The organism is Rhizobium sp. LjRoot254, assembly GCF_964254105.1.
Taxonomy (GTDB): Bacteria; Pseudomonadota; Alphaproteobacteria; order Rhizobiales; family Rhizobiaceae; genus Rhizobium_E.
This window is the reverse complement of record NZ_CAXUSM020000001.1, coordinates 4,918,938-4,945,000: the sequence shown is the minus strand read 5'-3', so window position 1 is coordinate 4,945,000 and position 26,063 is coordinate 4,918,938. Positions and strand designations below refer to the sequence as shown.

Below are 26,063 nucleotides of genomic sequence, written 5' to 3'. Positions count from 1 at the left end.
CCCGCAAGGGTGACTGCGTACCTTTTGTATAATGGGTCAACGACTTAGTGTAACAAGCAAGCTTAAGCCGGTAGGTGTAGGCGCAGCGAAAGCGAGTGTTAATAGCGCGATTGAGTTTGTTGCATTAGACCCGAAACCAGGTGATCTAGCCATGAGCAGGTTGAAGGTTGGGTAACACCAACTGGAGGACCGAACCCGCATCTGTTGCAATAGATTGGGATGACTTGTGGTTAGGGGTGAAAGGCCAATCAAACCTGGAGATAGCTGGTTCTCCGCGAAATCTATTTAGGTAGAGCGTCGATCGAATACCCCCGGGGGTAGAGCACTGGATGGGCTATGGGGACTCACCGTCTTACTGATCCTAACCAAACTCCGAATACCGGGGAGTACTAATCGGCAGACACACGGCGGGTGCTAACGTCCGTCGTGAAAAGGGCAACAACCCTAACCTCCAGCTAAGGTCCCCAAGTCATGGCTAAGTGGGAAAGGATGTGAGACTCCCAAAACAACCAGGATGTTGGCTTAGAAGCAGCCATCATTTAAAGAAAGCGTAACAGCTCACTGGTCTAATTAAGGGGTTTTGCGCCGAAAATGTAACGGGGCTAAAGCCATGCACCGAAGCTGAGGATGTGCACGCAAGTGTACGTGGTAGCGGAGCGTTCCGTAAGCCTGTGAAGGAGGACCCGTGAGGGCCTCTGGAGGTATCGGAAGTGCGAATGTTGACATGAGTAACGATAAAGGGAGTGAGAGACTCCCTCGCCGAAAGACCAAGGGTTCCTGCTTAAAGTTAATCTGAGCAGGGTTAGCCGGCCCCTAAGGCGAGGCAGAAATGCGTAGTCGATGGGAACCACGTTAATATTCGTGGGCCTGGTGGTAGTGACGGATTGCGTAACTTGTTCAGTCTTATTGGATTGATTGGGCAGGGAAGCGGTTCCAGGAAATAGCTCCACCGTATAGACCGTACCCGAAACCGACACAGGTGGTCAGGTAGAGTATACCAAGGCGCTTGAGAGAACTATGTTGAAGGAACTCGGCAAATTGCACGCGTAACTTCGGAAGAAGCGTGACCCTATTGTACGCAAGTGCAGTAGGGTGGCACAGACCAGGGGGTAGCGACTGTTTATCAAAAACACAGGGCTCTGCGAAGTAGCAATACGACGTATAGGGTCTGACGCCTGCCCGGTGCTGGAAGGTTAAGAGGAGAGGTGCAAGCTTTGAATCGAAGCCCCAGTAAACGGCGGCCGTAACTATAACGGTCCTAAGGTAGCGAAATTCCTTGTCGGGTAAGTTCCGACCTGCACGAATGGCGTAACGACTTCCCCGCTGTCTCCAACATAGACTCAGTGAAATTGAATTCCCCGTGAAGATGCGGGGTTCCTGCGGTCAGACGGAAAGACCCCGTGCACCTTTACTATAGCTTTACACTGGCATTCGCCAAGGCATGTGTAGGATAGGTGGTAGGCTTTGAAGCGAGGGCGCCAGCTCTCGTGGAGCCATCCTTGAAATACCACCCTTATCTTCGTGGATGTCTAACCGCGGTCCGTCATCCGGGTCCGGGACAGTGTATGGTGGGTAGTTTGACTGGGGCGGTCGCCTCCGAAAGAGTAACGGAGGCGCGCGATGGTGGGCTCAGAACGGTCGGAAATCGTTCGTCGAGTGCAATGGCATAAGCCCGCCTGACTGCGAGACTGACAAGTCGAGCAGAGACGAAAGTCGGTCATAGTGATCCGGTGGTCCCGCGTGGAAGGGCCATCGCTCAACGGATAAAAGGTACGCCGGGGATAACAGGCTGATGACCCCCAAGAGTCCATATCGACGGGGTTGTTTGGCACCTCGATGTCGACTCATCGCATCCTGGGGCTGGAGCAGGTCCCAAGGGTATGGCTGTTCGCCATTTAAAGCGGTACGTGAGTTGGGTTCAGAACGTCGTGAGACAGTTCGGTCCCTATCTGCCGTGGGTGTAGGAATATTGACAGGATCTGTCCCTAGTACGAGAGGACCGGGATGGACGTATCTCTGGTGGATCTGTTGTCCTGCCAAGGGCATAGCAGAGTAGCTATATACGGAATGGATAACCGCTGAAGGCATCTAAGCGGGAAACCAACCTGAAAACGAGTGTTCCCTGAGAGCCGTGGAAGACGACCACGTTGATAGGACGGGTGTGGAAGCATGGCAACATGTGAAGCTTACCGTTACTAATAGCTCGATAGACTTCATCGTTCTCATTGCTTGTGCTCATCACGCGGCGAAGGCAAAGCCTTCGTCCGCTATGAGACAAGCAATGGATTCTCTTGTCCTGACGCACGAAAGAGTGCTCCGGACGGGCTCCGCCGAAAAGTCGGCGACGGCCTATCGGCCTGTATGGGTAATCCCATCCGGGCCTGAGAGAGTTCAATGTGAAAACACTGCATTCATTCAAATAAAAACGAGGCATCGCCTCACCAGCTTCTCATGATTAGCTTTGCGCTTTGCCGACCTGGTGGTTCTGGCGGGGTGGCCGCACCCGTTCCCATTCCGAACACGGCCGTGAAACGCCCCAGCGCCGATGGTACTTTGTCTTAAGGCACGGGAGAGTAGGTCGCTGCCAGGTCTGCAAAACGCAAATCTAATCAGTCTCAACAAGGCGACGTCTTCGTCGTCCGAAAAACGATCACATCCGGCAACGACCGGACACAACGGGCCGCCCTCAAAGCGGCCCATTGTCGTTGTACAATACACAAATAACCGGACCCGATGTCCGAAGACTTACGCGGGGTGGAGCAGCCCGGTAGCTCGTCAGGCTCATAACCTGAAGGCCGCAGGTTCAAATCCTGCCCCCGCAACCAAATCAAAGCCCGTCAGCAGAAATGCGGCGGGCTTTTTTGTTGCCGGCAGCCCGGTAGCTCGTCAGGCTCATAACCTGAAGGGTGAGCGGTCGTTCGAACGTAGTGAGACAAAACAGTCCAGTGGACTGTTTTGAGACCCGAACGGTTCAAATCCTGCCCCCGCAACCAAATCAAAAGCCCGTCAGCAGAAATGCGGCGGGCTTTTTGCGTTGGCTAAATGGGCACGGACTTGATGCACTCGCCAGCTTCGGCAAGAAGACATCATGCCCTCTCCGGGAGGCTCTCAAATCCCGGACCCGTCGAGCTCCGGGGCGTCTTTGCCCTCCCAGGGCGAGGGAAATGAGGTGCGAGACAGGTTGGCTGAAGGCATCGGCATCCAGCACTTCAATTCCGGCTCCGCATATTCGACAATGCGACCCGGCGAGGAATCAGAGGAGCGCCATCCTTCTCCGCCGAACTGATCACCATTCGACCAATAGGCGAGATCGACTTCCGCTGGCCCCTGCTCGGACTGGCGGATCGTTACAAGGATGCGATTGCCGTCTTTCGGTGCGCTTGACATATGTCGCCAGAGTTCTGGTTCGTCCATTATTTCCTCCTGTCCGCCCGCAGCTCGGAGTGTCGCCTTGCGAATAAGAACGGTCAACCCAAACTTTGCAAAGTAAGGTCATCCCACCAGCCGATTTGAACGACGGGGCCCGAAGTAAGGCTCCCATCACCTCCAAAAAGTCGCGATGTCCGACCGGAGGGGACGGTTCGCAGGTGCCATGGGATTGTGCGTGACATTTCGAGGCGAACCAGGCGCGCCAATGACCCTATCTAAAGAATGAATTTGAGCACCCGGGAGGCATAACTAAGATCAGAACGAACCTGATCAGCAATGAAACAAACAAAACTGAAAGAATATCATGGGTGAGGAGAGCTCCAACGTAACCGCGTCGGAATGGGTCATGGCAGTGGAGGCCGGGGTGCTCGCATCGGAGGATGCGATGCGGTTCAATCACAATGGACAGTGCATTGCCGTCTATAATCTGTCCGGAAAGTTTTTTGCAACTGCCGGAATCTGTACGCACGAGCATGCTTTCATGTCCGAGGGATATATCGACGGCGAGACCATCGAATGTCCGCTGCATCAGGGGCTGTTCAACATTCGCACGGGTGCTGCGCTTTCGCCGCCCGTCACGAAGAATCTGAAGACTTTCAAGACCAAGGTCGAGAATGGGCAGGTGTACGTGCTGGTCGAGTGACCGGGTGGGTACGGAGGAATGCTGGCGCGCCCGGAGGAGCGGCGCGATCAGATGGGACAATATCGTCCAGTTTAGGGAGGAAACCATGTTGAGAATTACACGGCGCGCCGTCATCGGCGGCGCAATGAGCCTCGTTGCCTTTGCGGTTGCCCAGGGCTGTCTGACCGTTCAGGCACATGCCGAGGGCGTTCATGACGTGCTGAATGGCCTGATCGCATCCTATTCGAAGAGTGCGCAGGCGGGCATCTCCAACAAAAGTGTCGGCGAACTGTTCGAAAAAGACGGATTCCGCGACTACCTCGATGCCTATCCGGTCGGCGGACTGGCCGAGGGCTTCGTATGGAAGCCGGGCATGGGCGCGACATTCACCGGCCCTTACAGCAAGCTCGAGATCAAGGCACCGTTCACCGACTACATTCCGTTGCCCGAAGGGGCGGTGCTCGATCCCAAGAAGACCTACAAGATCGGCTTCGTCTTCCATGGCTTCAACCATCCATGGCTGATCAGCCTCGCCGATACCGCCGCTTGGGAGGCTGCCCGCCATCCGAACATCCAGATCGAGGTCATCGACGCCGAGTTCGACGACAACAAGATGGGACAGGTCATCGATACCTGGGTCGCCAAGCAATATGACGGCATCGTGCTCTGGCCGTCGCGCGAAGCGCCGATGGGCCCGCCGGTCGATCGCGCGATCGACGCCGGTATTCCGGTCGTCAGCGTCGACCGCCGCACCTCGTCGGAGAAGATCAGTTCCGAAGTCCTCGGCAATTTCTACGCCAATGGACTGCAGGAAGGCCTCTATCTCAAGGAAGTGATGAAGGAGGGCAATATCGTCCTCAACCGCAAGGATCTCGGCAGCACCGCCGACTCGATCCGCACCGGCGCCTTCCTCGAAGCGATCGGCAATGTCGATGGCTTCAACATCCAGGGCAACTATCACACCAACAGCCAGCGCACGCTTGCCTTCCAATCGACCGCAGATGCGCTCCAAGCCTATAGCGATATCGCCGTGAGCTTCAATACAGGCGGCGAGGAAGCGATGGGCGCGCTCGATGCCATCCGCGAGGCGAAGCGCCTGAACTCCGCGCCGGGCGGCAAGAAGATCGTGATCCTCGCCAACGACGACGCGAAGGAAGTCCTGAAGGAGATCACCGACGGCAATATCGACATGGTATCGCCCTACACGCCGTTGATCGGCGACATCGGCATCCGCGCGGTCATCAAGCATATCGGTGCCAAGGAAGGTCTCAACGAGGCTCCGCCAAAACTCATCATGACGCCGAACCTGCCGATGATCACCAAGACCAAGATGACCATCGAAGGCGTCGAGACCATGACGCCGGATGAGTGGCCCTATGCCTACGGGCCGGCTGTCAACTAAAGGGACAAACCTCCCAAGACGTGCGCCGCGGCCCGTTCTCCGGCTGCGGCGCTAGACCATAAGTTATTCCGGCGGACCCGTCATATGACCATCATCGAAGAGAAGCCTTCGTTCAAAACAGCCGGGTGGCAGGCGCAGGTGCGATTCCTGCCCGAGATCGGCGATCTCAGCCGTGTCGCGGTGCTGATCGCGCTGGTCGCCGTGGGTCAGGTTCTCTATCCCGGCTTCCTGTCGTCGGAGAACCTTCGCGTCATCTTCACCGCGGTGGCCGGAATAGGCATCCTCGCCTTCGGCATGACGATGGTCGTCATAACCGGCGAAATCGACCTCTCCGTGGCCGGAGTCGCTGTGCTCTCAACCGTTATCGGCGGGCTGCTGCTGCCTACCGGATCGCCGGTGCTGATCCTCGGAGCAACCTTGCTCTGCGGGCTCTGTCTTGGGATCGCCAATGGTGTGCTCGTCGCGAAGGTTGGCATTTCCTCGCTGATCTCGACGCTCGCGATGCTGGGCATTGCCGGCGCGCTCGCCAACATCTTCTCCGCCGGTCAGGCGACCTATCCGGAAAAGATCGCGGAATATATGTGGTTCGGACGCGGCGCCCTTCTCGGTGTGCCGGTGCCGATCGTCCTGCTGGCGGTGCTGGCGCTCATCTGCGTCTTCATCACGAGAAGTTCGACCTTCGGGCGCAAGCTCTACGCCACGGGCGGCAATGCGCGCGCCGCACTTTTGTCCGGCATCAGGATCGACCGCGTGAAGATCGCTGTCTTCGCATTCTGCGGCCTCTGCGCCGCACTCACCGGCCTCATCGAGAGCGCCCGGCTCGGCTATATCAATCCCGCCGCCTTTCCCGGCCTCGAACTCAAGGTGCTGGCGGTGACGGTGCTTGGCGGTGCCGCACTTGCCGGCGGCACCGGCTCGGTGTTCGGCACGCTCACCGCAACCCTCATCATCGGAGTGATCAACAACCTGCTGAACCAGATGGGCGTCAGCTTCTACATGCAGCAGGTGGTTACCGCGCTCGTCATTCTCGTCGTCGTCATGCCGGGCATGAAGAACCGGAGGTTCGTGAAATGATCATCGCCGAAACCACGCCCGTGCCGGCCGTTCGACCGCCCTGGGTCGGAAACGTCGCCAAAGAACCGATCCTTTGGATCATCCTGGCAATCCTGATTGTCGGAGCGGCAACGTCGCCTCACTATCTCTCGGCGCTCAACATCCAGAATCTGCTGCGCAACGCAGCCCTCGTCGGATTGCTCGCCAGCGGCATGACAATAGTTCTGATCACCGGCAGGATCGACCTGTCGGTGGCCGCCAACATGGTCTTCTCGATCATCATCGGCGTCGTCATCACCGCCTGGATCGGCCGCGAACTGGGCCTGAGGTGGATTGTCAAGGGCAACACATTCGCGGGCTCGCCGCTGCTGTTCATCGCCATCTCGCTGCTGACGGGAATTGCCGTCGGCGCCATCAACGGGATCGGTGTCGCCTATTTCAAGGTGGCGTCCTTCATCATGACGCTGGTGTCGCTGACAGCTTTGCGCGGCCTGAGCTATCTCGCCACCAACGGCGCGCCTTTCTATCTCAAGGGTGCACTCTTCAACTGGCTGAGCGACGCGCTCTGGCTCGGCATACCGGTCAGCTTCGTGCTGCTCCTGGTCCTCGTCCTGTTCGCACAGAGTTTTCTTTCCCGAACCGTAGCGGGCAACCGGCTCTACGCGATCGGCGGCAACGAGACCGCGACGCTCTATTCCGGCATCAAGACCAACAGGTATATCGTCGCGGCATTCGCGCTGAGCGGGCTGTTCGCGACGATGGGGGGATTGGTTTTTACCGCCCGGCTCAAATCGGTCGAGGCGGCGCTGGCGCAGGGCTATGAGCTGACGGCCATCGCCATCGCGGTCATCGGAGGCGTGGCGCTTGCGGGAGGGACCGGATCTCTGTGGCGTGTGCTTCTGGCGGCGGTAGCCTTCTCGGCGGGGCTGAACCTGCTCGCCATGTGGGGCGTCCCGACCTGGTACCAGAATCTCACGATCGGAGCCGTGCTGATCCTGGCCGTGAGCTTGGCCCGCCTTCAGCGCAAGACCTAAACACTCAATCGACTCGCATGGGAGGAACTCGCTTGGCTGGACATCTTACAATCGGAATCGACATTGGAACCACGAATGTGAAGGCCTGCGTGCTCGACACGCAGACTGGAAAGATCGTCGCCTTCGGCTCGCAGGAGCACCCGCTCTTTCATCCACGGCCGGGCTGGGCGGAGCAGGAGGCCGACAATTATTGGCAGGCCGTTACCTCTTCGATCCGGCAATGTCTCGAGCAGGGCAACTTCGCCGACCAGATCGCCGGCGTTGCGATTTCGGGCCTCGTCGGCGTCACGCTTCCGGTCAACGACAAGGGCAAACCGCTCCGCTCCGCCATGATCTGGATGGATTCCCGCTCCGAGGAGGAGTGCACGGATATCCGCAACACGATCGGGGAGAAGGAGATCAACCGCAACAACGGCAATCGCGTCGCGCCGTGGTTCATCGATCCCAAGGCGCTATGGATCGCCAAGCATGAACCGCATGTCTTTGCCGCGACCCACAAGTTCCTGTCGCCCGCGGGCTATTGCACCTATCGCATGTGCGGCAACTTCACGATGAACACGGGCGATGCCGGCCTGGCCTATGCCTACGAATACCAGAAGGAAGCCTGGAACCCTGCGGTCGCCAATGCCATCGGCATTCCGATCGAGAAATTCCCCAGGCTCTACAGATCGCACGAGGTCGTCGGCGAGATCACCACCAAGGCGGCCGAGGAGACCGGCCTGCGCCCTGGCACGATCGTCGCGGCCGGCGGCACGGACATCAGTTCCGCCGCCCTCGGCGTCGGCGTCACGAAGGCGGGCGAAGCCTTCTATTCCATGGGCACGGGATCGAATCTCGGGATCATGATCCCGACCGAGCAGGTGCTCGAAGAATACCGTATCCTGAAATGGCCGCACGTCCTGCCGGGCCTGACCATGTTCGACGCACCCATGGCTTTCACCGGCGCTTCGCTCAAGTGGTTCCGTGATCAGTTCGGTGACTCCGAATTCCGTCTTGCCGAGCGCATGGGCCAGAATGTGTTCGATCTCTTCACCGAGCAGGCGAAGCACGTGCCCGCTTGCTCGAACGGCCTGCTCTATCTGCCCTATCTCGGCAATTCTCTGGCGCCCAACTGGAATAGCAACGCGACCGGCGTCTTCTTCGGTGTACAGCCGACGACCACGCGTGCGACGATGATCCGTTCGCTGATCGAGGGCGTCGCATTCGACCTGCTCTCCAACTTCCGCATCGCGGAAGAGGCCGGCGCGAAGATCGATACGCTCGTCCTCAATGGCGGCCCGACCAAGAGCCGGTTCTGGAACCAGATCACCGCAAACGTCGTCAACCGGCCGCTCAAAGTTCCCGATATCGGCGAGGCGGCCCCGATCGGGGACGCCGTGCTCGCAGCCGTCGCGGCCGGGATCTATCCCGATCCGGTCACGCCGCTCGCCGACATCATCCGGATCAAGGAGACGATCGACCCCGATCCCGCCGCCAACCGTCGTTACGTCGATTTCTTCGAGGAATGGCGGGCGATCTATCAGAGCCTCATGCCTTCGATGGACCGGCACCGGGGCCTGCTCGAAAAATACGCGGTGAATTGAGGGCGCCATGGAAAAGCAAACGCCGCTTCTCGAACTTCGCAATATCAGCAAGACCTTTCCGGGAGTCCGGGCGCTCGCTGATGTGTCCTTCGATCTGAAGGCAGGTGAAGTTCACGCACTTGTCGGTGAGAACGGCGCGGGCAAATCGACGCTGCTCTCCTGCATGAACGGCCTGCAGCAGCCGAACGAAGGCCAGATCCTGATCGGCGGCGAGCAGGTGACACTTGCCACGCCGACGATCGCGATCGAGCACAGGCTGGCGATGGTGCACCAGGAACTCGTGCTCTGCCCCAATCTCAGCGTGGCACAGAACATGTTCCTGGGCCGAGAGCCTCGAAGCAGTTTCGGCCGGATCGACCGGGCGACGATGAACCGCAAGGCGGCCGAGTTGCTCGAAACAATCGGCGTGCGCATCGATCCCAACCGGGAACTCAGGACGCTGAGCCTCAACGAACAGCAGATCGTCGAGATATGCCGTGCGCTCGCCACCGATCCCAAGGTGATCGTTCTCGACGAACCGACCGCGTCGCTGAACGACGATCAGGTCGCCCACCTGCTCAGTGTCGTAAAGATGCTGAAATCCAGAGGGCTCGGGATCGTCTATGTTTCCCATCGCCTCAACGAGGTACTCGAGATCTCCGACCGGATCACCGTGCTCAGGGATGGCAGGGTCGTGACGACGCTTGACGCGACCGGTGTGACCGAGCCGCTGCTCGTGTCTCACATGGTCGGAAAGGCGAAGGCCGATTTGCAAAGCGTCTATCGCCCTCGTGCTCAGGGCGAAGTCAGGCTCAAGGTCGATCGGCTCGCCAAGACGGGGAAGTTCAGGGACATTTCCTTCGAGCTCAGGAAAGGCGAGATACTTGGTGTCGCCGGTTTGCTCGGCTGCAATCGTGAAGCCCTGGCACAGGCACTGTTCGGCGCAATCGCGACCGACGAGGGCCGGATCGTCATCGACAATTCGGTGGTCAGGCTGAGATCGCCGCATGATGCCATACGGCTGGGCGTCGCCTATATGCCGGCGGATCGCAAGCACGAGGGCCTGGTTTTCGGAATGAATGTCGCGGACAATGCGTCGATGACGACGCTCAGGGTCGTGGGCAAATGGGGCGTGCTGCGTCATGGACGTGTCCGCCGCCTGGCAGCCGACCTCGTCAAGCGGCTTTCGATCAAGGTCAGCACGATTACGCAGAAGGCCTCCCAATTGTCGGGCGGCAATCAGCAGAAGATCGTCATCGGCAAATGGATAGCAAGAAAGAGCGGGATCGTCATTGCCGAGGATCCCACTCGCGGTGTGGACGTCGGCGCAAAGGCCGAGATCTGGGATGCCCTGCAGACTTTGGCAGAAGAAGGCCGGGCGCTGATCCTCATGACCACGGAGCTGCAGGAAATGCTGCACGTCTGCGACCGCATCATCGTAATGAGTCGCGGCAGAATCACCGGAGAGTTCCAACGATCCGAATTTTCGGCCGAAGCCATAACGCAGCGGTTCTTCGCGTGAGCGAAACCGCAGTTCCGGGCGGGATTTCCTCCCCGGGGCCCGCCCGGCCCACGCTTTTGAACGTCACCTCGCGCCAGCAATGACCCTATCGGAACAATGAATTTTTCGGGCGTCGGGGCAGTCGCTAGAGTTGCGACGGTCACAACTTTGAGGTGGAGGACACCATGGAAGGCAACAATTCGGCAAGCTATGCCGGCATAGGCGGTGTTGGCAGCAACATATGGCCGCTCACCGGTCCGGAGGTCGTTTCGCGCGACAAGCTCAAGGAATTGCGCGTGCGGACGAACGGGCCGGGACTCTATAACCTGGCGGTCCATATCCTCGCGCTGGCAGTCACCGCCTCGCTTATCTACCTCTCCTCTGGAAATCTCTGGCTGCAGATTCCCGCGATGCTGCTCTACGGCACCGTCATCGTACTGATGTTTGCGCCGCTGCATGAATGCTCGCATGGCACGGCGTTCCGGTCCCGCTGGCTCAACCATCTGGTCGGCTTCACGATCGGCGCGATCACGATGCGGCCTTTCCTCTATTTCAAGTACCGGCACGCCGCGCACCACACCTACACCCAGCATGACGAGCGTGACCCTGACATCGTGCCGTTCCCGACAAGCCTGAGGGAATATTTCTCGATGATCCTCGGCGCCTCGTTCTGGCCCAAGCTCATCGGAACATTGGTTCGCGGATCGGCAGGCCGCTACACCGAGGAAGAGCAGACCTTCCTGCCGGACTCGGTGCGGGGCCAGGTCTCGCTCGAGATCAGGCTGCTCGTCTTGCTCTATGTCGCCATTGCCGCCGCCTCGATCTATTTCGGCAGCATGATCGCACTCACCTATTGGTTCATCCCACGGGTGATCGGCGAACCGGTGCTGCGCGCGATCCGCATGGCCGAACATACCGGTGCCGACGAAAGCCCCGATCTGCTTGCCAATACGCGGACGACCCTGGTCAATCCCGTCCTCCGCCAGCTCTACTGGAACATGCCCTTCCACGCCGAGCATCATCTGGCCTCGTCCGTTCCCTTCCATGCGCTGGGCCGCCTGCATGATCATGTCGAGCCGCATCTCAAGCATGTCAGCAAGGGCTATATTCAGGTCCATCGCGAGATCCTCGGCGAAGTCTTGCGGCTGCGTCGCGAGGCGAGACCTGCGGCATGAGCGAAATTGGTCTCCCCATCGTCATCGTCGGCGCCGGCCATGCCGGTGGCCGCTGCGCCGAACGGCTCAGGCATTTCGGCTGGCAGGGCGGCATCGTGCTTGTCGGCGACGAGCCCTGCCTTCCCTATGAACGGCCTCCGCTTTCCAAGGCCATGCTGATCGATGAAGTCGAACCGCGCCCTTCCTTCGTGATCGATCTCGACATGCTCGCGGGCCTCGACATCGAACATGTTGCCGGACAGGTCGTGCAGTCGATCGACATCAGGAACCGGAAGGTACGGCTCGGCGACAACAGGCAGATCGGCTACGGCAAGCTGGTGCTCGCGACGGGGTTGACGCCGCGCCGGCTGCCGATGCTCGATGTGCTGGGCTCGCGTGTCTGTTATCTGCACAAGCTGGAACAGGCACGTGCGCTGAGAGGAGCGATCAAGCCGGGTGTGAAACTGCTGATCGTCGGCGCCGGCTTCATCGGCCTCGAAGTGGCTGCAAGCGCCAGCAAGCTCGGCGCCGAGGTGACCGTCATCGAAGCCGCGTCGCGGCCGCTCGGGCGCGTCATGCCGGCGCGGATCGCAGATCTGATTACGGCCCGCCACAAAGCCGCTGGCGTTCGCATCCTGTGCAATCAAGGCTTCGAGGAGATCATCCAGACGCCGCAGCGCATTTCCATGAGATTGCATGGCGGCGAGATGGTTCATCCCGATCTCGTTCTCGTCGGCATCGGCGGCTCGCCGAACGATGCGCTCGCCCGCTCGGCCGGATTGATGGTCGATAATGGCATCGAGGTCGATGAATATTGTCGCACCAGCGACCCACATGTCCATGCCATCGGCGACGCCGCCTCGCAGCGGAATGCGCGCTACGACCGGCGCTGGCGGCTCGAATCCTGGATGAATGCCGAGGAAATGGCGGCCAATGCCGCGAGCGCGATCTGCGGCCAATCCCCGAAAGAGGCCTCTGTGCCCTACTTCTGGACCGACCAGTTCGACCACCGCTACCAGATCGCCGGATTGCTCGAGCCGGACGCGGATGTTTACGAACAGGGTATCGCTGGTGAAAGCGGCTATCTCGCCTGCTTCGTCGTCGACGGCATGATGCGTGGTCTCTTCGGCATCGATGCCGGCAAGGCCTTCCGCAAGGCGCAGAATATGATCCGCAACGGCCATGTCAGCCGCGAAGACCTGCGTGCCACGGGCTTTGTGCCCATTCACGAAGCCGCGGCCTGAAGGGAGCTTGCGATGATCCTGTCTCCCGCAGCCATCTGCGTGGCGCCCAACCAATTGCTCGAAATCGATGACGTCACGGTCGATGGCCCCCAGGCGGGCGAGGTACTCGTCGAGATCGTAGCAAGCGGCCTCTGTCACACCGACCTGACCGCCCTCGAGGGTGTCAATGCGAGCAGCGTCTACCCGCTGATTCCGGGGCATGAGGGTGCGGGCCGCGTGGTCGAGGTCGGCGCCGGCGTCACGGCGCTGGCGTGCGGCGACCACGTCATCCCGCTCTATGGTCCCGAATGCGGCGAATGCAGCATGTGCCGCTCGAAACGCACCAATCTCTGTTGGACCATCAAGCCGACGCGTGATCGCGGCGTGATGCCTGATGGTTCGTCGCGGTTCCGGCGCGGGAACGAGCCGGTTCACCATTTCATGGGAACTTCGACGCTGTCACGCTACACGGTGGTGCCGGAAATCGCGCTCGCGAAAATCCGCAAGGATGCGCCGCTCGACAAGGTCTGCCTGTTCGGCTGCGGCGTCACGACCGGCGTCGGCGCCGCACTCACCCATATCAGGCCGGGAGACAATGTCGCAGTTTTCGGGCTCGGCGGCATCGGTGTCAACATCATTCAGGGCGCGCGGATCGCTGGCGCGGCACGCATAATCGGTATCGATATCAGCCGTAGCAAGACCGAACTCGCCCGTAGCTACGGTATGACCGACTTTCTTGTTCCGGGCGAAGACGTCCCAGATCCAGTCACCGCCATCCGCGACCTGACGGGTGGCGGTGTCGACGTCGCATTCGAATGCACCGGCGTGCTCAAGGTCATGCGGCAGTCGCTGGACTGTTGCATCCCGGCCTGGGGCAAGAGTGTCCTGCTCGGCGTCGAACCGGCCGGTAGCGAATTGTCGTTCCCGCCGGTCCAGGTGCGCTACGGAAAATCGATTCTCGGCAGCTATTTCGGCGGCGTCAAAGGCCGAAGCGAACTGCCCGCGCTCATCGATCGCTTCATGGCGGGCGAGATCGATGTCGACAGGCAGATTACTCACCGATTGACGCTCGCCCAGGTCAACGAGGGCTTCGAACTCATGCGCTCCGGCCGTTCGGTTCGCAGCGTCGTGATGCTCGAATAAGGCAATCAGCGTGGCACGATCCGATGAACCCGACTACGTCTTCCGCGACCGGCATCCGGAGCGCCACGACGTCTACGCCCTCTATGATCTGGAGAGCGAACGGACGCGCAGGGAAGTCCAATGTCTGCTCGATCTGCCATACGGGACACACCCCCGCATGACCTTCGATCTGTTTCCGGGTGGAAGACACGCACCTTTGGCGATCTTCTTTCACGGTGGCTATTGGCAGAGTCTCGACAAACGGCGCTTCAGCTTCGTTGCCAAGTCGCTTTTGGCAAAGGGATTTTCTGTCGCCCTGCCGAACTATCCGCTGGCACCGGAGCTGCGGCTAGAACAGATCACCGAAGCGGCGACCGCCAGCATCCCGGCGATAATCGATGTTGTCAGCGAGCACACGGGACCGCCGTCGTCGTGGTTGACCACCGGCCATTCCGCGGGCGGTCATCACGCGGTCTGGGCGGGCCTTCACGCCCGGCCTCATCCGACTGTCTCCGCCATTCCCTTTGCCGGCACCGCACCGATCAGCGGGATATTCGATGTCCGGCCACTGGTCGGCACCAGCCTCAACCGCGCCCTCGGGCTGACCATCCAGCGGGCCGCGAGGCTGAGTCCCCTCGATTGCGACTTGCCACCGCTTCGCTACCGCATATTGGTCGGAGCTGGGGAAACATCCGGCTTTCTCGATCAGGCCGCGGGATTTGCTGGCCGTCTGAGGTCTGCTGGTCGTGATGCGGAGTCGCGCGTCCTCGCTGGACTGAATCATTATACAATTCTAAAGGATCTTCTTTTGCCGGGTTCGATCATTACAGGCGTATTGAAGGAGATGGCTGACATGGAGGAGAAGCCGTGCCGGGAGGCGAAACGATAGCAAGAAACAAGATCACGTATGTCAATTTCAATCAGCTGCGGTCGTTTTATGCCGTGGCGCGCGAGTTGAGTTTCACCAAGGCCGCCGACTTGCTTTGTATCGGCCAGCCGACAGTGACCACGCAGGTCAAGGCGCTGGAGGAGACCTATAATCTCCAGCTCTTCGTGCGGGGCCCGAACGATCTTACCCTCACTGATGCCGGCGAGGCGTTGCTCGCGGTGGCGCGGCAGATATTCTCGCTCGAGGAGCGGGCGCATTCGCTGCTGAATACCGTTGGCAACCAGTTTGCGGGCCGGCTCCATATCGGCACGGTCGGGCCGTTTTTCGTGATGAAACAACTGTCGAAATATATCGACCGCTATCCGCTGATGCATGTGACGCTGGAAAGCGCCAATTCCGACTCCATCTATCAGAAGCTTCTCAATTACGAGGTGGATGTCGGCATCATCGGCAGCGACTACAAGGATCCGCGTCTGGATCTGGTCTGTCTCGGCAAGCATGAAGTGGTGATCGCCGTGCCGGCTACCCATCCCTGGGCGCATCGCACGCAGCTGAATATCGAGGAACTCGACGGTCAGCGGATCATCATGCGGGAGAAGGGGTCGATGACCCGGCGAGCACTGGAAGAAGTGCTCGCCTCAAACAATATCCGACCGAACATCGTCATGGAACTGCCGCGCGATTCCGTGCTCGAGGCGACAGCCGCCGGATTGGGACTCGGCATCGTCTCCGACTTCGAATTCTCGCGCGATGACAGGCTACGCACACTTTCGATCGCTCAACACAGACCATTCACGCGTTCTTTTGCGGCCTGCCTCAAGGAGCGGCGGTCTCTTCCGTCGATCGACGCCTTCATGAAGATGTCGCGAGAAATGGTGGTCGAGACGGCCGAGGCGCTCTGTTCGTCATAGAGACCTTTGAGGAACCGCTCGCGCAATGCGATTCTTGCCGCTCGGGCTCGAACTCATCCAATCCTTTCGATTCCCTCCACACTCGGCGAGCGGATATCGCCGAAACGCGCTAGCACAAAGCTGACCGTATCGTTGGTTATCGGTCCGGCTATCGACCGACGTTACTTCGTCGAGTTGCGCATTGAGTGGTTCGAAGGCTGGGTCCTCGAATTGCTTGAGATAGCGTTTCCGAAATTCGGCTTCACTTAGCCGTGGACTTGGCATTCCCTTGTGGGAGCCCGGAAGAGCCACAAGTGCAGACTTGGCTGTCAGGAACCTTCCGAACTAAGTCGCCAGGATCGTGAGCATGACGAACGCGCCGAAGAGCACGAAATGGGTCATCCCTTCGATTGCGTTTGTTTCTCCGTCGTTGAGATTTATCGCCGCGACGATGAGCGTAAGCGCCACCATCACGGTCTGCAGCGGCGTCATCGCCATTAGGAGAGGTTGGCCGGTGTACATCGCGAGCGCCTCCATCGCCGGCACAGTCAGGATGACAGTGGAAAGCGAAGCGCCCATCGCAATGTTGATGACGGCCTGCATGCGGTTTTTCAACGCTGCCCTGAGAGCCGTCAGAATTTCCGGCGCCGCCGAGATCGCTGCGACAACAACGGCAACGAGGGCTGGGGAAATCCCGGTCGCCCGAATGCCGGCATTTAGAAACGTGGACATCACCTCCGCAAGGAAGCCTATAATCGCAATGCCGACGACGATCATTGCGATTGAAAAGACAAGTGGCGGCGGCGGTCTCTTTCCGTCACTGTCAGCCTGTTGTTTGGCCAGGGCGTAGCTATATCGGAAGAAGCCGGAATGGCGCCCGACCTGCATGCGCACGAAGAGGGCATACAGGGTCAGCATCGCGAAGATCGTGAAAATCGAGTAAAGGTGCAATCTGGCCTGCGGCACAAACTCGGGCACCATCATCGATAGGCCCATCGCCGTCATGATCATGACGCTGTAAGTGCGCCCCGAATCGTCATTGTAGGGTTGTTCGCCATGCTTCAGGCCGCCGATGAGTGCTGAAAGCCCGATGATGCCGTTGATGTCGAGCATGACCGCCGCATAAATCGTATCGCGAACAAGGGTCGGCGAGCTCTCGGAACTCATGATGATCGCCAGTATGACGACCTCAATGAGGACCGCGGACAAGGTCAGGATCATCGTACCGTAGGGGTCGCCGATTCTCTGCGCCAGCGCTTCGGCGTGACGCGCCACGCGAACTGAGACCGTCACGATCGCCACCAGCAGGATCGCGAAGATCACGAAGGCAGCACCGGATCCCCCAGCAAGGAGCTTGTCTTCACTCGACAGGATTGCGAGCCCTGCGAACAGGGCCAGGGCTGATCGACTCTCCGGCCAAAATCGGCTCACTTCAAACCCCGTACAGGAGAACTGCAAGGATCACGATCACCACCACGATCGCAGAAGCGATGATCGCCATTCTCTTCAATCGGGTCATCATCGCGCTCCGGTTGTTCAACCCTTATAATGGAAGAAGTGTTTTGTCAGAATTTCTCTCGGGTTTTTTCCTCCGGAAGCCCGGGACCGATATCCGCCCAGGCAGGTCTGCTGTAGCCATAATGTCCCGTGGGTGTTATCCGTTCCGGATGATCCAGCGAGCCGGCCGTCAGCCTGATAAGGTCGTCGTCATAAGCGGCTAGTGCCGCTTGAAATATTGCACTTCGCGCTCATGTTTCTCGGCGGCTTCGCGGGATTTAAAGGTTCCGAGGTTCCGGCGTTTGTGAGTCTTTGGGTCGACCTTTCGGGAATAGAGGCGATACTCGCCGGATTTCAGCTTGCGGATCATGGGGCTTTCTCCTTCGGAGACCAATCGTCAATTGCCGCCAATGTTCCCTGTGACCTCGATCCGGACTCGAGGTTGGCCGCCAATTGTCAAAAACAGACCAAGCGTTGACCACGCCCGTACCGCTTTCCATAATCGCCAGGCTGCGTGTCTAGGAGGTAGAGATGACTCAGAAAGCCAGCCCGGCCAAGGCGGCCGGGCATATTCTTCACGCTTTTGGCAGCCAGGCTCGGGTGGGCCTGGAAGTGTCCTATGTTCGACTTGAAGAGTATTTCAAGCGTCATCACTACCCCTTGCAGGAAACCGCGTCGGGACTTCGCTACGCCCAGAATGCGGGATGGATTCGGATAGACACGTTCCACTCCATCGCGCTTCTTGAGGCTGGATTCCAGGCTCTCGCCGCAATGCAGGAGAAGCTCGCAAAACGCGGGGAGGGCTCGCGGCATTCCGAGGGCATATCAAGTCCGGGTTAGCCGCGCCAACTCGCTGGAGCCCTGCAGATCCAGCTTCCCCCGCGCCTTCGTCGGTGCACATGGTAATGTGCTAAACCGTACAAAATAGCGAATTCCGGCAACCGTTTGCGTCGGTTAGGAGTTGGATTCCGTCAATCCGATCCTACGAGGAGGAATTATCATGAAGATGTTGGTCGCGACTTCGCTGGCTGCCGCGTTACTGGCCGGCTCGTCCATGGGCATGGCCGTGGAGAAGGGCAAGAAAGACAGCGCCACCCAGAACATGAATCAGGACCAGACAAACAGTGTCACGAGGGACACGAAGCTTAGTCCCGAACAAATCGAAAAGTGCAAGACCGCACCCCCGGATGACCCGACCTGCGTTGGTGCTCCGAAACAGTAACCTGGCATGAGGGGGCTTTGGCCCCCTTTTTTGCCATCTGAGGCAGGAGAATGACATGAGCAACTTTTTCTGGATTCTGGTGGTCGTCGGTGGACCTATCATTCTCGGCGCGGCAATTGCGTTCGCACTGATGTCCCGCCGCCCGCTTACGCCCATTGAGGAAGAAAAACGCGAAGACGCCATCAAGGACATGTATCAAAAACCGCATTAAATGCCCGCGGGATTCTTCGCGGGCGCGGTTTCGGATGATCCGGCGCTGCTATTGGCCGAACGGAAACGTATCCGGATCGAGGTGAGCGTTGTCGAGGCCGAGCGCGGATACTGGATTTGTCTCGTCGAACCATACATAGGCATCGAACTGTTTCGAGATTGATGCCTCCGAATAATGGCTGCCGCGCTCCGTCTCGGGGCGATAGATGACGCCGATGAAGCGTTCCAGCAAGGGCGCCGCGAGCCGTTCCCTCAGTACCGGGTCGCGGCCGAAGTCGAGCAGATGGCGCTCGATCCCGGCTTCATGGAACAGTTGTTCATAGCTGTTGGGAAGGCCGGGGCGCACTTGCTTGATCTCCATGTCGCTATCCCAGTCGCTCGCCGCTGCCACTCGACCGCCATGCGTTCCGAATCCGATCAGCGCGACGTCGGCATCGAAGCGCTCCCGGCAACGCTGGCCGAGATTGATTTCGTCGCGGCCGTAGGACATGGCCGTGTGGCGGGCATCGCCGATATGCGAGTTATGCGCCCATACCACGGCCTTGCAGTTTGGCCCTTTTGCTTCAAGAAGTGCGGAGAGCGTGTCGAACATATGATCGTCGCGCAGGTTCCACGCTGCGGGACCGCCGTAATACATGACGCGGTAATAGCGTTCGGCGGACGCGATGAGGCGCGCGCTCTGCGCCGCATCCAGGAAGTCGTCGCCATCACCTTTGCGCAGTCCGAGGCCGCGTGACAGCAGGTCCCGGCACTGGGCAACGACTTCAGCCTCGCAACCCTCATATTTGGCGGTGACGACCGCTCGGCCATAGGTGGCCGGATCGTTCTGCCAGGGGGTGAGGCAGCCATAGCGTTCCCGCGCTACCGCAGCGGCCTCGGGATCGGTCTTGTCGAGAAAGCCGAGGACCGCCGCGATGGATGCACTGAGATTGTAGATGTCCAGGCCATAGAAGCCCGCCTTGGCCTGCCCCGAGACTTCGGCATTGTGCCCGCGAAGCCATTCCACAAAGGCCGTGAATTCGCGATTGCGCCACATCCATGTCGGAAAGCGCTGGAAAGGCGCTTCGCGGCTCTGGCTGGCCGCTTGTGGTCTGTCGCGCACATACCTGTCGACGGAAGCAGCGTCCGGCCAGTCCGCTTCGACGGCGACGATGTTGAAGCCGTGTCGCTCGATCAGCCTGCGGGTAATGGCATCGCGTGCGCGATAGAATTCCGACGTGCCGTGGGAGGCTTCGCCCAACAAGATGATGCGCTTGTCGGCAAAGCGATCGAAGGCGGCCGCGAAACCCGGATCGCCCAGCTCGGGCAAAGCTTCCGCCCGGGAAGCTATGAGCTTTGGCAATGTCAGTGTCTTGTCGATCGCAACCGGCTTGCCAGCATCATTATCTGATGTCTCTCCTCCGACCAGCGGAACGAAAATGACTGCGCCCAGATCCTCTTCCTGGAACGTCGTGGCGCTCGAGCGGGTGATCTTGATGAGGCGTTGGCCGCCGGCTTCGCCGACCGGCAGGATCAGCCGCCCGCCTATGTCGAGTTGATCGGTCAGTGCGACCGGAATTTCGGCACCTGCCGCGGCGACGAGGATGGCGTTGAAAGGACCCGGCGTTGCCCATCCAAGCGTGCCATCGCCAGTCCTCACATGGATGTTGTCATATCCGAGTTCCTCGAAGCGCTGTTCGGCTCGCTTGGCGAGGCTGTCGTGGCGCTCGATGGTAAAGACCTGGTCGGCAATGCGGCTGATCACGGCGGCGGCGTATCCCGAACCCGTTCCCACTTCCAAAACCGTGTCTCCGGACAAAATGCCGGCCTGCTCAAGCATGAGGGCCACGATATAGGGCTGGGAAATGGTCTGGCTTTCCTGGATCGGAAGCGGAGAATCTTCATAGGCGAATTCCTCGAAGCCGGGTTCGACGAAGAATTCGCGCGGCACTTCCTGCATGGCGCGCAGCACTGCCTCGTCCTTGATGCCGCGACGTCGAAGATGGGTTTCGATCATCCGCCGGCGGACGGAAACATAATCGCGCATGATAGCCTCCCTGGCTTGTGGTTAGGCCGCAACGATAATCAGATTTTGCGACCCTGGCTGGTCATCAAGTAAAATCCCGATGCCTCGATAGGTCTCATCCTCTTGCCAGCCCGCAGTGTCACGCAGGCTTTCGATCATGCCGGATGAGGCTGCGATGCTCTTCGCGTCAAAGCCCTTGTCGCGGAGCCCGTCGAGAACGCCGTCGAGCCAGTTCTTGGCGGAGGCGAAGTCCATGATGCTCACATCGACATTCGCCGCCGTGCCGCCGGTGTCGGCAAGCTCGCGACCAACAGTCAGGCCGGCATCGTACCAATCTACTGACGCCATTTTACACTCTCTCCCGCGCGATCAGGCATGACGACTGTCTCTGTCGATGGTGCCCGGGGCAGCATTCCTCGGTCGTGCGTCCTTCCTGATTTCAAATTTGCTCATCAGAGCCTCTGATGAATGCGTAGGCGGCTAATGAGACGAGTGCTGTTCATTCTCGTGGCGCTTGCGGGTCGCGGCGGCCTTCTTCGCGGAGGCCGAGCGCTCTTCCTTCGGCCGGTTCGCCGAAGCCTCGCCGCCGATTCTGCCGCCCTTCTTCGACGAAACGTGGGTATCCTTCTTGCCGCGGCCCGAGCCGGACTTGTTGCCGCCGCCGCTTTCCTTGTTGACAGTGGCCCAGGCTCTGCGCTCGGCTTCCTTCTCGGAAACGCCCTGATCCTCATAGCCTTCGGCGATGTGATCGGCCTTGCGTTCCTGCTTGTCGGTGTATTTCGATTTGTCTCCACGGGGCATGGCGAGGTCCTCCTTGACTGGGAAGAGGTACAACAGCGCTTGCGGGCAATCGTTCCCCGCACTGATCTGTTATCTCAAGGAGCGAAGGGTACCATTGTCGTGGATCCGGTGGACGACACCCGTCACCGTTCAATCGATCAAGCCTCCTGCGGGAGGCTTTCCGCGTTTGACCGGACATCATCCCTGCGAAGAGCGCGCCTGATGCGGTCCATCCGTTCCGCCAGCATCCCCCGCAGCGTACGCGTCCCGATGACCGAATTGAGCGTCACGGATTCGGTTGCGAAACGTTCCTTGAAAGCCTCGCCACCGCAGAGGAAATCCACCGTCTGCAACCCGTTGTCGAAAGACCAGCGCGTGTAATCCATGATCAGGATCGTACCGGGCGATGCCAAGCCGAATTCCGGATCATAGGTCGTCACCCAGCACATCAACGTGCCCTTCTGGACGAAGTTGACGGAAGCGGCGATGACGACGCCGTCGCATTCCAGCACGAAAAGACGCAGCACACCCCGGCGCGCGAGTGCTGCGACAAGCTTATGGAGTGTCAGCTTCTCCTGGTCGAACAACGAGGATCGGCGATCGCGTTCGACCAGCCACTTGCGCTTGAGATCAGCAATCCGGTCGAGCACCGGCTCCAACGGCTCATCGGGCGCCAGAAGGCGGAATTGCAGCTTGCCTGACTTCTCGAGCGTGTTGCAGCCATGCCGGTAGTTCTTCCGCGTCTTCTTCGACAGGCCGTCGTACCACGCCGCGCCGTTCTGCCATGTGCCGGTAATGCGATGGCTAACCTCGGTGCGGTGATTGGGCCGAAGCCTGATGCCGCCTGGTACATCAGATGCAAGCATGCCGAGCGCATCCGCATGCGGCCGCAGGCGATTAAGGAAGGCTAGGTCGAAACCGCCGGACGCCGACAGCCGCGACCAGATACGCAATAGCGCCGATGGCGGGCAGTCCGGCGCCATGAGGATGTCGCCATAGTCCGACACGCTGACGGCCGCCCATTCCAGGAAGCGCAGGCCCTTGCGGCGGCCGATCGCCAGGGGCACGACGGCGGCGAGCCGGTCGCCATGCCATACAAGGCCGATCCGGAGGCTGCGCGGCGCCTGGATGGATGCGGTCTCCCACCACGCCGATATCCAGTCGTGGCTCTGGAAAATCAAACCATCGACGTTCGTCCAGAGCTCGGTCCAGGCCGGCCCGATTTCTCTTAGCCGTTCGGATGTCCGAACGATCTCCAACTGCTCGGCGCCGGCGGCGCTGATCGGCACAACCTGGTTCATGGTTGGCCGCCGCTTTCTGTCTGGACAACCTCGTCCTGCCGCTTGCCGAACAGCTTGGCCACATGACCCCACATCCTCGTGAGCGGCATGATATAGAGGCCGAACAGCGACTGATAGCTGCGGACATCGTGGTCCATGAGGCCGAATTTGAAATCCTCGTCCGGATGCGGCACGCATTGCGTCCCGAAAAGCCGGTCCCAGAATGCAAACAGCAGTCCGAAATTCTTGTCGTAATGGCGCGGATCGACGCTGTGATGCAGCTGGTGCCAATGCGGGCAGATGATGAGGTGATTGAGCGGGCCGAACGAGATCTTGTAATGCGTATGACGGACGAAATCCATCATCAGCAGATTTCGCACGACATAGACATTGACGCCGAAGAGGGTGATTTCCACCGGGTCGAGCGCGATCAGGCTCCATACGCCGAAGCACAGGCCGACAATGACGCCATCCCATGCGCGGTTCATCAGGTCGTCGAGCGGATGCACCCGATCCTTGGTGATGCCGACCAGAACTTCCGCCGAATGATGGACCTTGTGCAGTTCCCAGAGGAAGGGGAAGCGATGCTGTGCGTAGTGATAGAGATAATAGGAAAGATCATAGGCCACCAGCATCGTGGCGGTGAAAAGGACAATCGTCACCGGGCCGGCAGGTCCGCCCAGCAACGGTCCGGTCAGGCCAAACAGCCAGCCTACCGATTGGTTTGTCACATAGCCGACGGCGGCGATGAAAGTGATGCCGGCCGGGATCAGCAGGAACGGCATGATCAGCCTTTTGGCGATCCAGAACAGCAGGTCGGCGCGGGCCGAGGGATGCATGATCACTTCCTTCGGCAGCGCGAACTCGAAGAAGTCGGTGAGCGATTTGTGCTCAACCACGCGCCAATAGGCAATCACCGCGCATACGAACGCCGTCAGCAGGATGACGCCCGGCGTCATCAGGTCGACATTCGCGATTTTCTGCGACACGGCGGTCACGAATTCGGACAGCATGGTACGTCTTACTCCTCGGTCGCGCATCGCGGCCTCAGGTGATCTTCAATTGTGTCTGTCGCGCTCGAACCAAGCGCAACGGATATCGACATGCCCCGTGCCATTTATACCGGATGGGTAGCGGCGGAAGTTGCTGAATATCAAAACGTGTTTAACGCCGGAAGGCGGAATGTTGCGGCGCAATATCGGCGATGTGGCAGGCGTGTCGAGGCTATTCCATCCGCCCGGCAGGCAGGAACCGGGTGATCACGCCATTTTCTCCGACTTTGCCGTGCCAAACGACACGATCGGCCGGGTTTTTGACACCGAACCGTGACGATACCCAGCCTTCGCCGGGACTCTTGTCGCCGCGCGAGATCGTTATTTCATCGCTGGGGAGCAGGATTTTCATCAGGGACCGGTTATCGGCATAGATCGTCACTACGGCACCCTCCTGACGGGTGGCCAGTTCCGGGGCAAGCTGGAACACGATTTCGGACATATGTGTGCCACCCAGCAGCCGGTCGGTAACCTCGATACCGTTGGCATGCCGGGCGACCGTACGGTCATGCACCACGCCGAAGCGGCGACGATAGCCGTCATGCCTGGCACGAAGGCTCCAGTTCGGGGGCGGGTCGCTCGCGACAAGCGTCGTGCTCGCCTTGTGCGACCAGTTGAATTTGCTGGACATGATGCTCTGGCTTTCGCCTTTGATGTTCAGCGTATTGTGCGCCGGCGTCGAACGGAACCAGTCGCGCCAGATACCGCCGGAGCCATAGAGATAAGTGCCCGGATCGACCAGCACCGGCCGGCCGTCCACGGAGAGCGTCAGCGAAAGCGCATCGGCATGCCCGTGTGCGGCGATCGAGAGATAGCCGAGCGGCCCATGATCGAAGGTCAGGTCGATCTGGCGCTCCCCAATCTCCCCGTGCCAGACGGAAAGCCCACCCTCGGCAAAGGTTTTCAGGCCACGCGGCGGGTCGGCGGGTTCTGAAGGCCATCCGAAGAACAAGGAACGAAAATCGTCTGGAAGCGCAGGGTTTCGCGGTTGTCTAAGAAAGCCGCGAATGGCCGAGCCAACGGATTGGGCATAGTGCGGCTCGTCGCCTGATGTGAGCACGCGCCCCTCGTCATCGTCGCCGAAGCCGGTTTCCGGACCGAGCCAGTCGATGAAATCGGCAAAGGCAGAGAGGCGCTCATAAGCCGCCAGCGGGAACGGCTCATCCGCCATTCGTGCCGCGAGAGCCGAGAGAAGAATCATTTCGGCTATGAAGGCGGCATAGGTGGGGCTCTGCTCGGCACCCGAGCCATCGGCAAGAATCTGTTTCCGCACTTCCGCGACAAGGTCGTCTCTGGCAGAGCGGCCATCGGTTCCTAACGCAACACCCACGAGATATTCCCCAGCGAGTTCCGCGACCCGGTGATTGTTGGCCGAGGAATGCAGCGATGGAAAGCGCGGCAGCCAATGGGCGCTCGCCGCGAGGATTTCGCCCGCTTGTTGAATTGTCTTGTCGCTCAGGCGATCGGACACAAGATCGAGTGCGACAATCAGGCTGACGGCCCTAAGCGCCACTTCGATGCCGGATGCCCAGCCGACACCGCGGAAGGGTGGATTGGCGCCGTGCCAGCTGTCGATCGCCGCCTCGATGGCGATACGGCTGCGGTCGTCGCCCTCCAGCAGCAGATGCGCGGCGAGCGGCGGCAGAAATTGCAGCCGGTTGATCTCCCAGACATATTTCACGTCGCCGAGACTGCCATCGTGGCGAAAGTCGATGTCGAAGGCATAGGTCTTGGGTCCGGGCCAGGATTGCCCGGTGACCGGATCCAGGCGCCATAGATCAGGTGGAAACAGGTTCGCGGGATCGCGTTTCGGCCATGCCCGGCCAAGGGCGGCGAAGTGTCCCGCCAATGTTTTCCCGGCAGCGTCGGCAATCGCGGCCCGTGCCGCCGGCCTCGCGGCGTTCACGACCGCGCGGAGACCTGGAAAGACGGGGCGCAGTGCGGAAGCAGGATAGCGTTCCCAACCCTCGTCCCGCCCGCGAGAGACGATCTTGCGGCGCTTCTCATCGAGCCGGTGCAGCAGTTCCGCCGGTCCCATGCTGCGCAGGCGCGCTATGTACCACCCTAGTTTCATCGCGGTCCCGCCGGAATTTCATCCCTGTTATACTATGCCGGCGTAAAACCGTTGAACTCCGG

General features: G+C 59.8%; 23 protein-coding genes, 1 tRNA gene and 2 rRNA genes (1 of these 26 only partly in view). 17 read left to right on the top strand and 9 right to left on the bottom strand.

From position 1 onward, the window contains the following. From ACSQ26_RS24390 to ACSQ26_RS24380, 3 genes are all read left to right on the top strand, one after another. Positions 1-2,220 (top strand): 23S ribosomal RNA (locus tag ACSQ26_RS24390) (it extends 579 nt beyond the left edge of the window). Between the two features lie 255 nt (positions 2,221-2,475). After that, positions 2,476-2,590, top strand: a 5S ribosomal RNA gene (gene rrf, locus ACSQ26_RS24385). 158 nt (positions 2,591-2,748) lie between these two features. Next, a tRNA-Met gene (locus tag ACSQ26_RS24380) sits at positions 2,749-2,825 on the top strand. A gap of 283 nt (positions 2,826-3,108) precedes the next feature. On the opposite strand, the gene ACSQ26_RS24375 is transcribed toward ACSQ26_RS24380, so the two are convergent. Beyond that, positions 3,109-3,414 carry a hypothetical protein gene (locus ACSQ26_RS24375; protein WP_436013522.1) on the bottom strand — a complete coding sequence of 102 codons (306 nt, stop codon included), beginning with the start codon at positions 3,412-3,414 and terminating at the stop codon, positions 3,109-3,111. Between the two features lie 361 nt (positions 3,415-3,775). Here ACSQ26_RS24375 and ACSQ26_RS24370 point away from each other — a divergent pair, with 361 nt between their 5' ends. The 11 genes from ACSQ26_RS24370 to ACSQ26_RS24320 all read left to right on the top strand — a co-directional run bounded on the left by ACSQ26_RS24370 (position 3,776) and on the right by ACSQ26_RS24320 (position 15,902). Continuing rightward, on the top strand, positions 3,776-4,072 hold the full coding sequence (locus tag ACSQ26_RS24370; RefSeq protein ID WP_436013520.1) for a non-heme iron oxygenase ferredoxin subunit: 297 nt from the start codon (positions 3,776-3,778) through the stop codon (positions 4,070-4,072). 85 nt (positions 4,073-4,157) lie between these two features. Continuing rightward, positions 4,158-5,453 (top strand): sugar ABC transporter substrate-binding protein, encoded by a 1,296-nt coding sequence (locus tag ACSQ26_RS24365; protein WP_436013518.1) that lies wholly within the window; start codon positions 4,158-4,160, stop codon positions 5,451-5,453. A gap of 84 nt (positions 5,454-5,537) precedes the next feature. Beyond that, positions 5,538-6,527 carry an ABC transporter permease gene (locus ACSQ26_RS24360; RefSeq protein ID WP_436013516.1) on the top strand — a complete coding sequence of 330 codons (990 nt, stop codon included), beginning with the start codon at positions 5,538-5,540 and terminating at the stop codon, positions 6,525-6,527. Continuing rightward, positions 6,524-7,540 (top strand): ABC transporter permease, encoded by a 1,017-nt coding sequence (locus tag ACSQ26_RS24355; RefSeq protein WP_436013514.1) that lies wholly within the window; start codon positions 6,524-6,526, stop codon positions 7,538-7,540. The genes ACSQ26_RS24360 and ACSQ26_RS24355 overlap by 4 nt, the downstream gene beginning before the upstream one ends. Positions 7,541-7,572: 32 nt before the next feature. Then, entirely contained in the window at positions 7,573-9,123 is a 1,551-nt protein-coding gene (locus ACSQ26_RS24350; protein WP_436013512.1) for a xylulokinase, read from the top strand. Positions 9,124-9,130: 7 nt separating this feature from the next. Beyond that, positions 9,131-10,624 carry a sugar ABC transporter ATP-binding protein gene (locus ACSQ26_RS24345; RefSeq protein WP_436013510.1) on the top strand — a complete coding sequence of 498 codons (1,494 nt, stop codon included), beginning with the start codon at positions 9,131-9,133 and terminating at the stop codon, positions 10,622-10,624. 164 nt (positions 10,625-10,788) lie between these two features. Further along, positions 10,789-11,778, top strand: a complete 990-nt coding sequence (locus tag ACSQ26_RS24340) for a fatty acid desaturase (RefSeq protein ID WP_436013508.1) — start codon at positions 10,789-10,791, stop codon at positions 11,776-11,778. Continuing rightward, positions 11,775-13,001 carry an NAD(P)/FAD-dependent oxidoreductase gene (locus tag ACSQ26_RS24335; RefSeq protein ID WP_436013506.1) on the top strand — a complete coding sequence of 409 codons (1,227 nt, stop codon included), beginning with the start codon at positions 11,775-11,777 and terminating at the stop codon, positions 12,999-13,001. The genes ACSQ26_RS24340 and ACSQ26_RS24335 overlap by 4 nt, the downstream gene beginning before the upstream one ends. Before the next feature lie 15 nt (positions 13,002-13,016). Continuing rightward, positions 13,017-14,123 carry a zinc-binding dehydrogenase gene (locus ACSQ26_RS24330; protein ID WP_436015449.1) on the top strand — a complete coding sequence of 369 codons (1,107 nt, stop codon included), beginning with the start codon at positions 13,017-13,019 and terminating at the stop codon, positions 14,121-14,123. Between the two features lie 10 nt (positions 14,124-14,133). Beyond that, entirely contained in the window at positions 14,134-14,991 is an 858-nt protein-coding gene (locus ACSQ26_RS24325) for an alpha/beta hydrolase (protein WP_436013504.1), read from the top strand. Beyond that, positions 14,970-15,902 (top strand): LysR substrate-binding domain-containing protein, encoded by a 933-nt coding sequence (locus ACSQ26_RS24320; RefSeq protein WP_436013502.1) that lies wholly within the window; start codon positions 14,970-14,972, stop codon positions 15,900-15,902. Before ACSQ26_RS24325 ends, ACSQ26_RS24320 begins: the two co-directional genes overlap by 22 nt. 324 nt (positions 15,903-16,226) lie before the next feature. Here the strand turns inward: ACSQ26_RS24320 and ACSQ26_RS24315 are convergent, their stop codons facing one another. Both ACSQ26_RS24315 and ACSQ26_RS24310 read right to left on the bottom strand, forming a co-directional pair. Beyond that, the gene (locus ACSQ26_RS24315) at positions 16,227-17,279 is read right to left on the bottom strand and encodes a calcium:proton antiporter (RefSeq protein WP_436015447.1); all 1,053 of its coding nucleotides are present in this window, start codon (positions 17,277-17,279) and stop codon (positions 16,227-16,229) included. A 319-nt stretch (positions 17,280-17,598) separates the two neighbouring features. Then, a complete protein-coding gene (locus ACSQ26_RS24310) occupies positions 17,599-17,748 on the bottom strand; it encodes a hypothetical protein (RefSeq protein ID WP_239369110.1) in 150 nt (49 codons plus the stop codon). A 161-nt stretch (positions 17,749-17,909) separates the two neighbouring features. On the opposite strand from ACSQ26_RS24310, the gene ACSQ26_RS24305 reads away from it, so the two are divergent. The 3 genes from ACSQ26_RS24305 to ACSQ26_RS24295 all read left to right on the top strand — a co-directional run bounded on the left by ACSQ26_RS24305 (position 17,910) and on the right by ACSQ26_RS24295 (position 18,811). Then, entirely contained in the window at positions 17,910-18,218 is a 309-nt protein-coding gene (locus ACSQ26_RS24305; RefSeq protein WP_436013500.1) for a hypothetical protein, read from the top strand. Positions 18,219-18,378: 160 nt separating this feature from the next. Further along, complete coding sequence (locus ACSQ26_RS24300; protein ID WP_436013498.1) at positions 18,379-18,600, top strand: hypothetical protein; 222 nt, start codon at positions 18,379-18,381, stop codon at positions 18,598-18,600. A 55-nt stretch (positions 18,601-18,655) separates the two neighbouring features. Continuing rightward, a complete protein-coding gene (locus ACSQ26_RS24295; protein WP_436013496.1) occupies positions 18,656-18,811 on the top strand; it encodes a hypothetical protein in 156 nt (51 codons plus the stop codon). Positions 18,812-18,859: 48 nt separating this feature from the next. Here ACSQ26_RS24295 and ACSQ26_RS24290 read toward each other — a convergent pair whose 3' ends face one another. The 6 genes from ACSQ26_RS24290 to ACSQ26_RS24265 all read right to left on the bottom strand — a co-directional run bounded on the left by ACSQ26_RS24290 (position 18,860) and on the right by ACSQ26_RS24265 (position 26,001). Further along, the gene (locus ACSQ26_RS24290) at positions 18,860-20,836 is read right to left on the bottom strand and encodes a protein-L-isoaspartate(D-aspartate) O-methyltransferase (RefSeq protein ID WP_436013494.1); all 1,977 of its coding nucleotides are present in this window, start codon (positions 20,834-20,836) and stop codon (positions 18,860-18,862) included. Between the two features lie 21 nt (positions 20,837-20,857). Continuing rightward, a complete protein-coding gene (locus ACSQ26_RS24285) occupies positions 20,858-21,163 on the bottom strand; it encodes a hypothetical protein (protein WP_436013492.1) in 306 nt (101 codons plus the stop codon). 132 nt (positions 21,164-21,295) lie between these two features. Continuing rightward, positions 21,296-21,616 carry a plasmid stabilization protein gene (locus ACSQ26_RS24280; RefSeq protein WP_436013490.1) on the bottom strand — a complete coding sequence of 107 codons (321 nt, stop codon included), beginning with the start codon at positions 21,614-21,616 and terminating at the stop codon, positions 21,296-21,298. Positions 21,617-21,753: 137 nt separating this feature from the next. Continuing rightward, positions 21,754-22,896: a GNAT family N-acetyltransferase gene (locus ACSQ26_RS24275; protein WP_436013488.1), complete on the bottom strand. Its 1,143-nt coding sequence runs from the start codon at positions 22,894-22,896 to the stop codon at positions 21,754-21,756. Beyond that, entirely contained in the window at positions 22,893-23,888 is a 996-nt protein-coding gene (locus ACSQ26_RS24270) for a sterol desaturase family protein (protein ID WP_436013486.1), read from the bottom strand. Before ACSQ26_RS24270 ends, ACSQ26_RS24275 begins: the two co-directional genes overlap by 4 nt. A gap of 211 nt (positions 23,889-24,099) precedes the next feature. Continuing rightward, entirely contained in the window at positions 24,100-26,001 is a 1,902-nt protein-coding gene (locus ACSQ26_RS24265; RefSeq protein WP_436013484.1) for a heparinase II/III family protein, read from the bottom strand. Positions 26,002-26,063: the final 62 nt, after the last annotated feature.

Bases quoted from the DNA above. Each gene is read 5' to 3' on its own strand.
- ACSQ26_RS24375 (WP_436013522.1), bottom strand. From the start codon at position 3,414: ATGGACGAACCAGAACTCTGGCGACATATGTCAAGCGCACCGAAAGAC.
- ACSQ26_RS24370 (WP_436013520.1), top strand. From the start codon at position 3,776: ATGGCAGTGGAGGCCGGGGTGCTCGCATCGGAGGATGCGATGCGGTTC.
- ACSQ26_RS24365 (WP_436013518.1), top strand. From the start codon at position 4,158: ATGTTGAGAATTACACGGCGCGCCGTCATCGGCGGCGCAATGAGCCTC.
- ACSQ26_RS24360 (WP_436013516.1), top strand. From the start codon at position 5,538: ATGACCATCATCGAAGAGAAGCCTTCGTTCAAAACAGCCGGGTGGCAG.
- ACSQ26_RS24355 (WP_436013514.1), top strand. From the start codon at position 6,524: ATGATCATCGCCGAAACCACGCCCGTGCCGGCCGTTCGACCGCCCTGG.
- ACSQ26_RS24345 (WP_436013510.1), top strand. From the start codon at position 9,131: ATGGAAAAGCAAACGCCGCTTCTCGAACTTCGCAATATCAGCAAGACC.
- ACSQ26_RS24340 (WP_436013508.1), top strand. From the start codon at position 10,789: ATGGAAGGCAACAATTCGGCAAGCTATGCCGGCATAGGCGGTGTTGGC.
- ACSQ26_RS24335 (WP_436013506.1), top strand. From the start codon at position 11,775: ATGAGCGAAATTGGTCTCCCCATCGTCATCGTCGGCGCCGGCCATGCC.
- ACSQ26_RS24310 (WP_239369110.1), bottom strand. From the start codon at position 17,748: ATGATCCGCAAGCTGAAATCCGGCGAGTATCGCCTCTATTCCCGAAAG.
- ACSQ26_RS24305 (WP_436013500.1), top strand. From the start codon at position 17,910: ATGACTCAGAAAGCCAGCCCGGCCAAGGCGGCCGGGCATATTCTTCAC.
- ACSQ26_RS24300 (WP_436013498.1), top strand. From the start codon at position 18,379: ATGAAGATGTTGGTCGCGACTTCGCTGGCTGCCGCGTTACTGGCCGGC.
- ACSQ26_RS24295 (WP_436013496.1), top strand. From the start codon at position 18,656: ATGAGCAACTTTTTCTGGATTCTGGTGGTCGTCGGTGGACCTATCATT.
- ACSQ26_RS24290 (WP_436013494.1), bottom strand. From the start codon at position 20,836: ATGCGCGATTATGTTTCCGTCCGCCGGCGGATGATCGAAACCCATCTT.
- ACSQ26_RS24285 (WP_436013492.1), bottom strand. From the start codon at position 21,163: ATGGCGTCAGTAGATTGGTACGATGCCGGCCTGACTGTTGGTCGCGAG.
- ACSQ26_RS24280 (WP_436013490.1), bottom strand. From the start codon at position 21,616: ATGCCCCGTGGAGACAAATCGAAATACACCGACAAGCAGGAACGCAAG.
- ACSQ26_RS24275 (WP_436013488.1), bottom strand. From the start codon at position 22,896: ATGAACCAGGTTGTGCCGATCAGCGCCGCCGGCGCCGAGCAGTTGGAG.
- ACSQ26_RS24270 (WP_436013486.1), bottom strand. From the start codon at position 23,888: ATGCTGTCCGAATTCGTGACCGCCGTGTCGCAGAAAATCGCGAATGTC.
- ACSQ26_RS24265 (WP_436013484.1), bottom strand. From the start codon at position 26,001: ATGAAACTAGGGTGGTACATAGCGCGCCTGCGCAGCATGGGACCGGCG.